Annotated in this window: 16 protein-coding genes; 13 read left to right on the top strand and 3 right to left on the bottom strand. The window is 65.6% G+C overall.

The genetic code is table 11. The annotated features are described in order from the left end of the window. The 3 genes from cydB (at position 1) to JYG37_RS32820 (ending at position 2,553) form a co-directional block, all read left to right on the top strand. Entirely contained in the window at positions 1 to 1,008 is a 1,008-nt protein-coding gene (gene cydB / locus JYG37_RS32830) for a cytochrome d ubiquinol oxidase subunit II (RefSeq protein ID WP_050014042.1), read from the top strand. Between the two features lie 117 nt (positions 1,009 to 1,125). Continuing rightward, positions 1,126 to 2,046 (top strand): bestrophin family protein, encoded by a 921-nt coding sequence (locus JYG37_RS32825; RefSeq protein WP_050014041.1) that lies wholly within the window; start codon positions 1,126 to 1,128, stop codon positions 2,044 to 2,046. A 93-nt stretch (positions 2,047 to 2,139) separates the two neighbouring features. Next, positions 2,140 to 2,553, top strand: a complete 414-nt coding sequence (locus tag JYG37_RS32820) for a VOC family protein (protein ID WP_204384591.1) — start codon at positions 2,140 to 2,142, stop codon at positions 2,551 to 2,553. 9 nt (positions 2,554 to 2,562) lie between these two features. Here JYG37_RS32820 and trpS read toward each other — a convergent pair whose 3' ends face one another. After that, positions 2,563 to 3,576 carry a tryptophan--tRNA ligase gene (trpS, locus tag JYG37_RS32815; RefSeq protein ID WP_124655199.1) on the bottom strand — a complete coding sequence of 338 codons (1,014 nt, stop codon included), beginning with the start codon at positions 3,574 to 3,576 and terminating at the stop codon, positions 2,563 to 2,565. 209 nt (positions 3,577 to 3,785) lie between these two features. Further along, positions 3,786 to 3,941: a hypothetical protein gene (locus JYG37_RS32810; RefSeq protein WP_162838121.1), complete on the bottom strand. Its 156-nt coding sequence runs from the start codon at positions 3,939 to 3,941 to the stop codon at positions 3,786 to 3,788. Positions 3,942 to 4,333: 392 nt separating this feature from the next. Between JYG37_RS32810 and JYG37_RS32805 the strand changes: the two genes are divergently transcribed. From JYG37_RS32805 to JYG37_RS32785, 5 genes are all read left to right on the top strand, one after another. After that, complete coding sequence (locus JYG37_RS32805) at positions 4,334 to 5,389, top strand: tetratricopeptide repeat protein (protein WP_249746093.1); 1,056 nt, start codon at positions 4,334 to 4,336, stop codon at positions 5,387 to 5,389. A 344-nt stretch (positions 5,390 to 5,733) separates the two neighbouring features. After that, the gene (locus JYG37_RS32800; RefSeq protein WP_213346723.1) at positions 5,734 to 6,387 is read left to right on the top strand and encodes a hypothetical protein; all 654 of its coding nucleotides are present in this window, start codon (positions 5,734 to 5,736) and stop codon (positions 6,385 to 6,387) included. A 79-nt stretch (positions 6,388 to 6,466) separates the two neighbouring features. Next, positions 6,467 to 6,799 (top strand): RebB family R body protein, encoded by a 333-nt coding sequence (locus tag JYG37_RS32795; RefSeq protein WP_050014037.1) that lies wholly within the window; start codon positions 6,467 to 6,469, stop codon positions 6,797 to 6,799. Positions 6,800 to 6,947: 148 nt separating this feature from the next. Further along, a complete protein-coding gene (locus tag JYG37_RS32790; RefSeq protein ID WP_089490310.1) occupies positions 6,948 to 7,322 on the top strand; it encodes a RebB family R body protein in 375 nt (124 codons plus the stop codon). A gap of 177 nt (positions 7,323 to 7,499) precedes the next feature. Continuing rightward, on the top strand, positions 7,500 to 7,826 hold the full coding sequence (locus JYG37_RS32785) for a RebB family R body protein (protein WP_050014036.1): 327 nt from the start codon (positions 7,500 to 7,502) through the stop codon (positions 7,824 to 7,826). 81 nt (positions 7,827 to 7,907) lie between these two features. Here JYG37_RS32785 and JYG37_RS32780 read toward each other — a convergent pair whose 3' ends face one another. After that, positions 7,908 to 8,717: a Crp/Fnr family transcriptional regulator gene (locus JYG37_RS32780; protein ID WP_239469014.1), complete on the bottom strand. Its 810-nt coding sequence runs from the start codon at positions 8,715 to 8,717 to the stop codon at positions 7,908 to 7,910. Positions 8,718 to 8,989: 272 nt separating this feature from the next. Here JYG37_RS32780 and JYG37_RS32775 point away from each other — a divergent pair, with 272 nt between their 5' ends. From JYG37_RS32775 to JYG37_RS32755, 5 genes are all read left to right on the top strand, one after another. Next, positions 8,990 to 9,547, top strand: coding sequence for an RNA polymerase sigma factor (locus JYG37_RS32775; protein WP_050014034.1), 558 nt, complete (start codon positions 8,990 to 8,992; stop codon positions 9,545 to 9,547). Positions 9,548 to 9,661: 114 nt separating this feature from the next. After that, positions 9,662 to 9,955 (top strand): RebB family R body protein, encoded by a 294-nt coding sequence (locus JYG37_RS32770; RefSeq protein ID WP_050014033.1) that lies wholly within the window; start codon positions 9,662 to 9,664, stop codon positions 9,953 to 9,955. A 35-nt stretch (positions 9,956 to 9,990) separates the two neighbouring features. Beyond that, entirely contained in the window at positions 9,991 to 10,578 is a 588-nt protein-coding gene (locus tag JYG37_RS32765; RefSeq protein WP_239469013.1) for a hypothetical protein, read from the top strand. A gap of 233 nt (positions 10,579 to 10,811) precedes the next feature. Continuing rightward, positions 10,812 to 11,258, top strand: a complete 447-nt coding sequence (locus tag JYG37_RS32760) for a hypothetical protein (protein WP_176016181.1) — start codon at positions 10,812 to 10,814, stop codon at positions 11,256 to 11,258. Between the two features lie 186 nt (positions 11,259 to 11,444). After that, positions 11,445 to 12,767, top strand: coding sequence for a flavin-containing monooxygenase (locus tag JYG37_RS32755; protein ID WP_213346722.1), 1,323 nt, complete (start codon positions 11,445 to 11,447; stop codon positions 12,765 to 12,767). Positions 12,768 to 12,805: the final 38 nt, after the last annotated feature.

Below are 12,805 nucleotides of genomic sequence, written 5' to 3'. Positions count from 1 at the left end.
ATGCATATCGATCTTCCTGTCGTGTGGGCCGCGATCATCGGCCTCGGCGTATTCATCTACGTGATGCTGGACGGCTTCGATCTCGGCATCGGGCTGCTGTTTCCGTTCTTCGATGCGAAGGCCGAGCGCCAGGTGATGCTCGACACCGTCGCGCCGGTGTGGGACGGCAACGAGACGTTCCTCGTGCTCGGCGGCGCGGGCCTCTATGGCGCGTTCCCGGTCGTGTATTCGACGCTGCTGCCGGCGAACTACCTGCCGCTGGTGCTGATGCTGGTCGGGCTGATCTTCCGCGGCGCGGCGTTCGAGCTGCGCGCGAAAGCGACCCGCACGCAGCACATGTGGGACCTCGCGTTCATCGGCGGCTCGGCGCTCGCCGCGTTCTGCCAGGGGATCGTGCTCGGTTCGCTGCTGCAGGGCATCAAGATCGAGAACAACCAGTTCGCGGGCGGGCCGTTCGACTGGCTGTCGCCGTTCAGCATGATGTGCGGGATCGGCGTGCTCGTCACCTATGCGACGCTCGGTTGCGGCTGGCTGATCCTGAAGGTCGACGGCGAACTGCAGCGCAAGATGCGGTTGCTGATGAAGCCGCTCACGGGCGTGCTGCTCGCGGTGATGGGCGTGGTCAGTCTGTGGACCGTGATCGGGCTGCCGGCCGTCGCGCACCGCTGGTTCGGCAGCGGCAACCTCGGCTGGTTCCTGCCGGTGCCGATCCTCGTCGTCGCATGCGTATGGGGCATCTTCTACGCGGTGAAGCGTGCGCACGAGGCCACGCCGTTCCTGCTGACGCTCGCGCTCGTGTTCCTCGGCTACACGGGGCTCGTGATCAGCATCTGGCCGAACATCGTGCCGCCGTCGCTGTCGATCTGGGATGCGTCGTCGAGCCATTCGAGCCAGTTGTTCGCGCTCGTCGGCACCGTGATCGTGCTGCCGATCATCCTCGTGTACAACGCGATGCAGTACCGCGTGTTCCGCGGCAAGGTGCGCGAGGGCGACATCGGCTATCACTGAGCGGCACGGCACTCGATGCGAAAGCGGCCCGCCACGCGCGGGCCGTTGCACATCAGGTGCGGGCGCAACGGGTTGCGTATTCCGGTTCCCTATTCCTTTGCCAGTCGAGAAAACATCATGATCGTCCGACCACGACAGAACTGGCTCCGGATGCTGTTCGTATGGAACGGCTCCGTGCTGCAGTCGATCATTCCGCAGCTCGTGTTCATGGCGATCGTCAGCACGCTGGCGGTCTTCACGAACGGCCGAATCTTCGGCGAGAAGATTCCGCTGAACACCGCGCCGTTCACGCTGTTCGGGCTCGCGCTCGCGATCTTCCTCGGGTTTCGCAACAACGCGAGCTTCGAGCGCTTCAAGGAGGCGCGGCATCTGTGGGGCAACCTGCTGATCGCCGCACGCGCCGTGACGTCGCAACTGCATCGCTACCTGCCCGACAACGTGAGCGACGCCGAGCGCAACCGGCTCGCCGATCTGCTGATCGCGCTCGCGTATGCGCTGAAGCATCAACTGCGCCATACCGATCCGAGCGCGGACCTGCAGCGCATTCTCGGCGCGGAGCGCACGGCCGCGCTCGGCGGCAAATGCTACAAGCCGGTCGCGATCCTCGACGAACTGCGCGGCGGCATCGTGCGTGCGCTGGGGCGCGCACCAGGCAGCGACGCGACCTGCTGGATGTTCGAGACGCAACTCGACGCACTCGGCAAGTCGGTCGGCGGTTGCGAGCGCATCCAGTCGACGCCGATCCCGTTTTCGTACAGCGTACTGCTCCATCGCACCGTGTATGCGTATTGCGTGCTGCTGCCGTTCGGGCTCGTCGATTCGACGGAGTTCTTCACGCCGCTGATCTGCGTGTTCATTTCCTACACGCTGATCGCGCTCGAGGCGATCGCGAACGAAGTGGCCGAGCCGTTCGGCCTTGCGCCGAATGCGCTCGCGCTCGATGCGATCACGCGCACGATCGAGCGGTCGGTGCTCGAACTCGGCGATCGGCCGATGCCCGAGGAATTCGTGCCGGCGTCGACGTATCAGATCACGTAGGCGGCGGGGTCGGTAGTGTAGTCGTCGGTAAGGTTGCTCGGCCCGAGCGGGGGCGGTTGTGTAGACTCGTGCTCGTTCAATGGAGCCCACACCATGCAACTGCTTGATCATGTGTCGATCGGCGTGCCGGATATCGACCAGGCACGCCCTTTCTACGATGCCGTCATGGCTGCGCTGGGCGCAGCCAAGATCTATGACCGGCCCAATGCGCTCGGCTATGGCGAACGTTGCAGCGCGAATGACCCGGAGTCGACCTTCTTGGCGGTGTATCTGGATCCCGCCGAAGTCGGCGCGAGCAAGCGGCACTGGTGTTTCAAGGCCGCTTCCCGCGAGCAGGTGCATGCGTTTTTCGAGGCAGGGCTTGCGACGGGCGGCCAGTCCGACGGTGAACCCGGATTGCGGCCGCAGTACCACGGCGACTACTACGCGGCTTTTCTGATCGATCCGGCCGGCAACCGGATCGAGGCCGTGTGTCACGCGGCGGCCGCGGAGCGGGAGCGGTCGTGACGGCGCCGCTCAATCGAAATACGTCAGCCCCATCGCCCCCTTCACCTCCGCGAGCGTCGCCCCCGCCACTTCCCGCGCATGCAGCGTGCCGCGCTTCAGGATCGCCATCACTTCGGCCTTGTCCGCTTCGAACTCGCGGCGGCGCGTGCGGATCGGCTCGATCAGCGCCTGCAGCCGCTCGTTCAGCACGCGCTTGACGACGCTGTCGCCGAGGCCGCCGCGGCGATAGTGGGCCTTCAACTCGTCGACCTTCGCCACGTCCGGTTCGAACGCATCGAGGAACGTGAACACGACGTTGCCTTCGACCTGGCCGGGGTCGCTCACGCGCAGGTGGTTCGGGTCCGTATACATGTCCTTCACGGCCTGCGCGATCTCGTCCGGCGTCGAGCCGAGCGTGATCGCGTTGCCGAGCGACTTGCTCATCTTCGCCTTGCCGTCGATGCCCGGCAGCCGCGTGACCGACGACAGCACGGCCTCGCATTCGACCAGCACCGGCTTATCGACGGTCGCGTTGAAGCGGCGCACGAGTTCGTTGGTCTGCTCGATCATCGGCAACTGATCGTCGCCGACCGGCACGTGCGTCGCCTTGAACGCGGTGATGTCGGCCGCCTGGCTCACCGGGTAGGTCAGGAAGCCGGCCGGGATGTCGCGCTCGAAGCCGCGCAGGCGGATTTCTTCCTTGATGGTCGGATTGCGTTCGAGGCGCGCGACCGTGACGAGGTTGAGCAGGTATTGCGACAGCTCGGCGAGTTCGGGCACCTGCGACTGCACGACGATCGTCGAGATCGCCGGATCGATGCCGACGGCGAGATAGTCGAGCGCGACCTCTATCACGTTCTCGGTGACGCGCTGGCGGCGGCCCATGTTGTCGGTCAGCGCCTGCGTATCGGCGAGCAGCAGGAATTGCGTCGCGTCGTGCTGCATCTGCACGCGCGCGCGCAGCGAGCCGATGTAGTGGCCGAGATGCAGCGGGCCGGTCGTGCGGTCGCCGGTGAGGATGGTCGGGCGGGTGGGGTGTGTCATGGTCGTCGTTGGCTCCGGGTTATCGAAGCCGCCAGCCATGATGTCATCGCAGAAACGCAAATGCCGCCATCGCTGGCGGCATCACGTTTGGGACATGCAAAAGGAAACGGGCCGCCTGGGTCAGGCGCGCCACCAGCAATGCACGATCGGCGAGGCGGGTCGGGTTTCCATCGCGGCAGTATAGCGTAGTGCGCGGGCGGACGTGCGCGTCAGCGGATCACCGACTCCATCGCGAGGTACGCGGTTTCGGCGGACGGCCACAACAGATACAGCAGGCCGGCCATCAGCAGTAACGCACCGGCGCGTACGAGCGGCGTGCGGTCCTTGTCGCGAGGGGGATGGGTGGGCTGCTTCGATTTCTTCATGCTTGCAGGCGCGGGTGCGCCACTCCAACGGTTACTGCAACGGGTCGCGCGAGGCGAGCCGGGGTGTTGCGGGAATGGGTCAACGAGACTTCCCGTGGGCAGGGTGTCCGGAACCTCAAAAAGGGTTCGATCGTATATTCTGAAACGCACGTCTCGTGCGAAGCGATGCGCATGCTACCAGTTCGGGGCGGTATGCATGGTCAAGGATTGTAGGGCAATGGTCGGAATGGATGGCGTCGCGTCCATTCTACGGGCCGAGGCCCGGGTGCTTCCCGGCTGGGTGCGAATGCCGGTGGCCAATGAAATCGCTCGGAAAAACCGGAGGGATATTCCGGTCTCGCGTGCTCACACCATAATAAGCGCGCGACAATGTGTTCCCTTTTCTTACGTGGGTGTTCGACATCGTGCGAAATCAATTACGTTCAACTGCTGCCAGCCGCATTGGCTTCACGCAATTGGTTTCTGTTTTCCTGATCTTCACGGGTACAGCCTGTTCGAAGGGCGACACGCTTCCCCGGAATATGTCGCTGACTGCCTTCAATCCGCATCGCGGGGCATTTGAGTGCAGGCATGAAGCTGCCGTGGTTCCGCCTGTCGATCCGGACGCCGATCGCTGGAATCAGCAGGCCATGGCGCTGACCAGTTCGCTGTTGTGGCCGAACCAGCGCGATTACAAGGGCGCGGTCGATTTGTGGACGAAAGCGGCCGAGCGCAAGCACTGGAAGGCCATGCTGAATCTGGCGAATGCGTACGCGCAGGGGCAGGGCGTGGAGCGTGATTCGGAACATGCGATTCAGATCACCGAACAGGCGATGAAGCTGGGTATTCCGGCCGCCTACGATCTGATGGGCACGTATCACATGGACGGAATGGGCGTGAAGCAGGATGCCAGCCGCGCGTACGCATTCTGGCAACTGGCCGCCGATATGGGCAGCCCGAGTTCGATGGCGTATCTGGGCGGCAAGATGGATGCGCTCTATGACGACCCGAAGGCGGGCTTCTGGGGCAACCGCAAGATCGCCCTGCGGATGCTTGAATGTGCGGTCGCGCAAGGCAACGGACTTGCTGCATATGAATTGGGAACGACGATCGTGGGCGATCGAGCCGAATTGAGCGAGAACAACGAACGCGCGCTCAAGACGCTGCATGAAGGCGTGAAATTCGGCAATGCCCAAAGTGCGGCCTATCTGTTCGGTGCGTTCGACGATGGCGATCCCGTGGTCGGCAATGTGAAGGATCGGGCCCGTGCCGAGCGCTACAGTGTCCTGGCCGATCGCCTCGACCGAGACCCCGACCTGCGTCTGCCGAATCTGGACAAGGTCGTGCCGCTGCCGCCCGCCAAGCTGCCCAAGTGGGACGGGAACAAGGAGACGTTGATCGACGCGGCGAAAGCAGTGACGTCCGTGCCGGTGTCGCCGGTCAAACCCGCGTCGCATCCCGTGTCGTAGCGTACGGGCCGCGCACATGTGCCCGGTGGCCAGACGCTGCCGGAGAAGCCGCAGGTCGCCGTTCCTCAGCAGATGGAAACGACGGCCGCCCCTGTCGGCGGTTACCCGCTCACCTGACACCCGCCGCCCTCGCGCGGTGCCGACCGACTTCACATCTCCCTCACACGGTTCGTCCTTGCAGCAGTCCTGCCGAATTTCCGGCAAGGCCGTCGCACATCCCTTTCCCGGAGAACCCCATGCGATATCCGTTGCAGCACGCCGATCAAGCCGCCGTGGCGCGGCGTCCATCCAACCCCGAACCGCACGTACCCGTGTCGCGCGTGAACCTCGAGGAGGTGTGAGCCATGAGCAACGAAGCACTCGACCCGCTGCTGCGGCAGCTCGCGGAGAAGCGACTCGGACGGCCTCTCGAGCCCGCCGACGAACAGGCGCTGCTGGAGCGGCTGTCGGGCCGGCAAGGAAACGCGTCGGCGCCCGCTGCCGGCCCGGCCACGCAGGCGAGCACCGCGAACGCGCCCTTGCCGCAGTTCAAAACCCGGCAAGAGGCGCGCCAACAGATCAAGCATTTTCTGCAGCTCAACCAGCAAAAGGCGTACGAGAAGATGCGCGGTATCCTGCAGACGATCGACACGCAGAACGAGACGACGCTCGGCATGCTGGCGTCGGAACAGCGAAAAGTATCGGGCGTACTCGACGCGCACGAGCCGGCCGGCGACGCGCAGGCATCCGGCGCAGCCGAGATCCAGGACAGCACCCGCGAGGCGCTGGCGATGATCGGCGAACAACTGACGGGCCTGATCCGCCAGGAAATCGAAACATGCTTCCGGCAATACGGCGATGCGCTCGCCGAAGGGCTCGCCGAACGGCTTGCCGAACGGCTCGCCGTCAGGCTCGACGCGATGGAGGACCGGTTGCGCAGCATCGTCGCCGGCCCGGTCGAACCCACCGAACCCACCGCTGCCGTTCACGATACGCGCGGCCCAGCGTCCATGGATTAGCACGCGGGTCATTCGGCCGACAGCGGAACCGGCCGGCTCGATGTGCGACCTCTCAACTACGTGAACCAAGGAGCAACAAATGGCTGAAACGTGTCAAGTGTGCCAGGTCAATCCCGCGATTACCGATGCGGTCACACAGGTCAACGTCAAGGTGGTCGCGGAAGCGCCGGCAATGGCGATGGGCTCGCTGTACCAGGCCCAGAGCCATTCGCTCAGCATCCTGTTCGAGAACGCGGTGCAGCAGCAGTCGCAGGCCGCGATCCAGTCGCAAACGTCGACGAACGTGGGGACGATGCAGCTCTACACGATCGGGCCGGAAAGCGCGGGCGCGGCCGCCACGGAAATCGGCGCGAACGGGATCATTTCCATTCTGGCCGACGTGATCGCGATCGGGAAGGCAGTCAAGGGCTGACGCACGATCGCAACGCCGTGGTTGAGCGGCGGCGCAAGCGGTGCGAGCCGCCGATGCCGCCGCCGTGCCGCGCGGTGTTCCGGAGCAATCGACAGAACGGGCAGCGCCGATTCGATGCGGCGCCCGTTCGCAAATCAGGAGAAATACGATGCCTATCGGTGTAGACGACCCGAAAGACGAGAAGGACCCGAAAGACCCCTGCAACTGCACGACATGCGCGGTCAACGCCGCGATCACCGACGCGGTCACGCAGACCAACGTCAAGGTGGTCGGCGAAGCGCCTGCGATGGCAACGGGCTCGCTGTACCAGGCCCAGAGCCATTCGCTGAGCGTGTTGTTCGAGAACGCGGTGCAGCAGCAGTCGCAGGCCGCGGTGCAACTGCCGACCTCGACGAACGTTGGCACGATGCAGCTGTACACGCTCGGGCCGGCGAGCGCCGGCGCGTCCGCGACGGAAATCGGCTCGAACGGCGTGCTGTCCGTGCTGGCCGACGTGCTCGCGCTCGGCAAGGCGCTGGCCTGACGCGTCACTGGCGCGGACGCCGGGCGGTGGCTCCCATCGGGCGCTGCCGCCCGGCGTCGGACGCCGTGTCGACCCGCCCGCGCAAGCGGGCCCCGGTGCCGCGTATCGGCGCCGACCGACCTATTCATGCTTTCGCCGTGACAGCGCCGCAGCGGCGAGCCAACCAGGAGCAACGACATGCCGGAACAGGTTTCTCCCGCGATGACCGACGCGGTCACGCAAGCCAACGTCAAGGTGGTGGGCGAAGCGCCCGCCGTGGCCTTGGGCACGCTCATGCAGTCGAACAGTCATGCGTCCGCGATCCTGCTGCACAACGCCGTGCAGATGCAGGCGAACCAGGCGATGTCCAACCTTGCCGCGACGACCGTCGGCGTCATGCAGCTCTATGCCGGGTCGCCGGCGGCAGCGGCGGCTGGCGCGGCGCGCTCGGCGAACGACAGCGTTGCGTCGCAACTGGCCGCGGTCGCGCAGTTGATGAACGCCATCGGCCACTGGCGCGGCTGACCTGCGCGACGCGCGGCCCCCACCCGCGCAGGCGGCTTTCGTCCGCCGACGGCACCGCCCGGCTCACGGGCGTGCCGGCCTTCAATTGGCGTCGACGATCGTCCGGAGCTGCTCCGGTTTCTCGATCGTCACACCATGCTCGTGCAGCCGGATCAGGCCGTCGCGCTGCATCTTCTGCAGGCTGCTGTTCAGTCGCGGCCGGCTGACGTTGAGCATCGCCGCGAGGATGCTCTGGTTCTCCGGCAGCGGCACCTCGAGACCGTCCCCTTGCATGCGGTTCAGCAGATGGCGCGCGAGCCGGGCTTCGACGCGGTACAGGCATGCCGATTCGACGAAATCGCTCAACTGCTGGATATGCCGGCACAGCTGCTCATGGATGCGTCCCATGAATTCCGCGTTCGCCAGCAGCGGCGTGAAGTACTGGCGATGCAACACCGAAATGCGGCAGTCGGGGCTCAACTGGGCGGTGAAGTTGCGCCGGTGTGCGCGAATCAGCGTGTTTTCGCCGATGAGTTCGCCGGGCATCGAGTGGCCGAGAATGATCTCGCGCCCGCCGGGTTCGTGCAGCGTCTTGTAGACGCGGCCGCGATGCACGAACGCGACGAAATCCCCCGGATCGCCCTTGAAGAACAACAGGCGATTGCCGTGTTCGGGCCAGGGCGTGGCATGCCGCTCGATATGGACGATCAGACTTTCCGGGAGACCGGCGAGTATCGGTATGTTGCGCAACGTTGGAGCGTGGGCAAGGGCAGGCATGTTTTCCGCGCGAGGTTGTTTGACGATGCGGCCACCTAGCGAAAAACGCTGCCTTCGGCATGGCGTGAAGAATGCATAACGAAAATATCGGGATAATCGGCGGGCCGTCCCGATATGACGGCACGTCGGCGACAACGGCGCATGGCTGCGCGACGTGGACTGCCTTGTGCCGGCTCGCGAACGCTGCGCGACGGCAGTCGTTTTCTTTCATCGCAATGCCGTAATTCAGGCCGGGCGACGCACCTGAAACGACGGATCGGAGTATGCCGGGGGATTAATGTTTCTGTTCACAATAATCAAGAAAATTTACCGGTTCCGATTATCGTTATAGCGGTGTTACGCGGGTAACAGCGCCATTCCCGGGATCGAATCGATTCTGTGTTTTCCAAAGAAAAGGAAGACACGGGATGACAACCTCGAACCAGCACGCTGCCGCCGCGCCCGAGTCTCCGGCGCAGCAGCTCGATCGCACGTGGCGCGAAATGCAGGGGAAATTGCGGCGCCGCGCGCGCCTGTTGTGCAAGGGCGATATTCACCGCGCCGACGAATTGCTGTCCGACACCGCCCTCAAGGTCCACATTTACCTGCAGCGTTCGCCCGGGCGCGTTCAGAACCTGGCCGGGTTTCTCTTCCTGGTCCTGAACCACGCGTTCCTCGATGGCGCGCGTCGCCGCCTGCGCGAAAGCGGCATGCTCGAATTCGACCCGGCGTGGGACGACGATCACGCCGTCGAGCTGGCCGGCCACGCGCCGTCGGTCGAGCAGCAACTGCTGCTGCGGCAACAGCTGCTGCGTCTCGAACAGGCGCTGTCGGTGCTCTCGCCGCAGCAGCAGATGCTGTTCACGCTGAAGTTCGAGGAGGACCGGCCGTATTTCCACATCGCCGCGACGCTCGGGATCAACGAGCCGCTGGCCAGAAAGCGCGTCGAGCTGCTGCGCAAGAAGTTGCGCGAGGAACTCGCGTGAGCGCGTTCACGAATGCCGGCACGCAGCGTTCCTAACGGCATGCGCGGGGTCGATGGCCTGCCGGCCCGCCCGTTCCTTCAATCGCATGCCGGAGCCGAGATCCGAGGAGGCCTCGTGGCAGACAAAGTCAATGAGCAGATTACCGATGCGCTGACGCAGACCAACGTCAACGTCGTCGCGGGCTCGCCGGCCCAGGCGCTGGGCATGCTTTACCAGATGTTCAGCCAGGCCGTCGGCATCTCGGCGCAGAACATGACCCAGCAGCAGGCGGCGTTGAACCAGATTTCGAACGCCGTCGTGTCGAAGGCCGTGGCGATGATCCTGTCCGTCGAGGCATCGCCGAAGCCGGCATCGGGCGGCGCGTCGCTGCCCGCGGCGGGCGGGTCGCCGACGGGTTCCACGCACTAGGACACGACGACTATCGGGACACCTGAACCATGAACATGAAAGGTCTTTTGGATGGACGCGGAGAAGGCGCGACGCAAGCACCGGACGACGTCGCGGACGCCGCGGCCGAAGCTGCGCCGCACGACGCGACGTCGACAGCCCGCAAGCGCGCGTGGCCGGTCAACCGGTTGCGCAGGTTCACCGACGCGCTGAAGGCGCCGGACCAGATCGCGGGCGTGTCCGGCGCCGCCCCATCGGCGTTGAAGACGGTCCAGGCGATCAACGCGGAGGCGGCGTCCTACGCGACGACGCAGATATCCGTCGGTCCGAACATGATGATCACGCAGGCCGGCGGCATGGTCGCGCAGGCGGCGGCCAACTACTTCGAGGCGTCGACGTCGCTGGCGATCGCGGGCAAGAGCGTGCTGATGAAGGACCTCGCGCAGAAGACCATCGACGAGGACGTGAAAGGCATGGCGATGGATGCGGTGGGCCTGCTGTTGACGGACCTGTTCGTCGCGACCGCGGCGGTCGTCGCGGGCGCCGCGGAGGCGATCGAAGGGGAGGCCGCGAGCGTCGCGCTCGACCGGATCGACGAGAGCCTGCAGAAGTATCAGGCGCTGCTCGACAAGAAGGGCACCTGAGACACGTCACGCACGTCGGGCGCGGCGTCGATAGGAACGTCGCGGGCGATCATGCGTCGAGAACCGCGGCGCAATCGCGGGCCACGCGTGCAGCGGGCGAAACAGTCTCCATCGACACGACCCGCCGGGCCGTCAGGCCCGATGCGGGATGTGAGCGGCGGGCGCGATGCACGTTCGTGGTCGAACGCGTCGCGCCTGCTACCGGCAGTCCAGTCCAATCATGTGAGGAACCCATGTCTTACATCATTCAGAACGCACACGGTGCCGCGCCGCTGCGGGTTGGCGAGCGCAAATGGGGCGATGCGACGGAAATCGATTTCGGCGCGATGACGAGCTGCATCGCGCTCGTCGAGCAGACGCCGGGCCAGCCGACGTTGGTGCGCGGCATCCATCTGTCGATCGTCGGCGACGGCGGCACGAAGGTCTACGACACGGCGGCGGATGTCGCCGGACAGGTCGAGACGATCATGCAGCAGAGCGGCAACATGCGTGCATGCCTCGGGCGCATCGACCTCTGGCAGGCCAACGTGTCGCCGGAGGTGCAGGATTTCTTCGTCGCGCTGATGATGAGCCTCGGCATGGTCCAATGGGTGCAGGTGCCCGACGGCAACCTGCGGGTGCGGCTTGATGGCGGCGTGATGCAGTATCAGAAGGGCACCGCCGCGTGGACCAACGTGTAGCCGGCGCGATCCGTCGAAACCGGTGCCCGCGATGCGCGCGGGCGCCGGCCCCGTCCCAGCTTTTTGTTCGTCAACGCCAACAAAAAACCTCGTTTCGCGCCACGCGGCCTGTCAGCAGAATGTCTCCATTCCAGCTCACGCGACGACACAAGCGTCGCATGAGCCGCACTTCCGAAGGAGACAGCCGTGGCAGTCGAAACAACCTCGATCGATACGCTCGTCGTCGGCGCCGGGCAGGCCGGCGTGGCGATGAGCGAGCACCTGGGCAAGCTGGGCGTGCCCCATCTCGTGCTGGAGCGTGACCGCATCGCCGAACGCTGGCGCACCGGGCGCTGGGATTCGCTGGTCGCGAACGGCCCTGCGTGGCACGACCGTTTCCCCGGCCTCGAATTCGACGGGCTCGATCCCGATGCGTTCGCCACGAAGGACCAGGTCGCGGACTACTTCGAAGCGTATGCCCGTCGATTCAACGCGCCGATCCGCACCGGCGTCGAAGTGAAACACGTCGTGCGCAACACGGGCAAGCCGGGCTTCGTCGTCGAGACGTCCGACGGCATGATCGAGGCGAACCGCGTGGTGGTCGCGACGGGCCCGTTCCAGCGCCCGGTGATTCCGCCGATCGCGCCGGACGACGCGCGCGTCGTGCAGATCCATTCCGCCGACTATCGCAACCCGGGCCAGCTGCCGGCAGGCGCGGTGCTGGTGGTCGGCGCCGGTTCGTCGGGCGTGCAGATCGCCGATGAGCTGCGGCGCGCGGGCCGGCAGGTTTACCTGTCGGTCGGGCCGCACGACCGTCCGCCGCGTGCGTATCGCGGCCGCGACTTCTGCTGGTGGCTTGGCGTGCTCGGCGAATGGGACAAGGAAGTCGCGACGCCAGGCCGCGAACACGTGACGATCGCGGTGAGCGGCGCGCGCGGCGGCCATACGGTCGATTTCCGCGCGCTCGCGAATCAGGGCGTGACGCTGGTCGGGTTGACGAAGTCGTTCGACGGCGGCGTGGCCGTGTTCGAACCCGATCTCGCGATCAATCTCGCGCGCGGCGACGAGAACTACCTGTCGCTGCTCGACGCGGCCGACGCGTATGCGGCGCGCAATGGCCTCGACCTGCCGGAAGAACCGGCCGCGCGACGCATCCTGCCGGATCCCGACTGCGTCTCGCATCCGATCCTCTCGCTCGATCTCGCCGGCGCGGGCGTCACGTCGATCGTCTGGGCGACCGGCTATGCGGTCGACTACGGCTGGCTGAACGTGGACGCGTTCGCGCCGAACGGCAAGCCGCAGCACCAGCGCGGCGTGTCGAAGGAGCCGGGCATCTATTTCCTCGGGCTGCCGTGGCTGTCGCGGCGCGGCTCCAGCTTCATCTGGGGCGTGTGGCACGACGCGAAGCACATCGCCGATCACATCGTCACGCAGCGCAAGTACCTCGCATACCACGATGCGGCGCAGCACCGCGCGGCCGCCCAAGCGGCGCAGCCGGACGCGCGCCCGCTCGCCGAAGCGGCGAACTGACGACCTGACGACCCCGCCGCGACCGCTTCCCGCGCGGC

It is taken from the genome of Burkholderia sp. LAS2 (assembly GCF_018417615.1).
GTDB classification, from domain to species: domain Bacteria; phylum Pseudomonadota; class Gammaproteobacteria; order Burkholderiales; family Burkholderiaceae; genus Burkholderia; species Burkholderia sola.
Note: the sequence above shows the minus strand (reverse complement) of the source record. Positions and strands in the feature narration are given on the sequence as shown.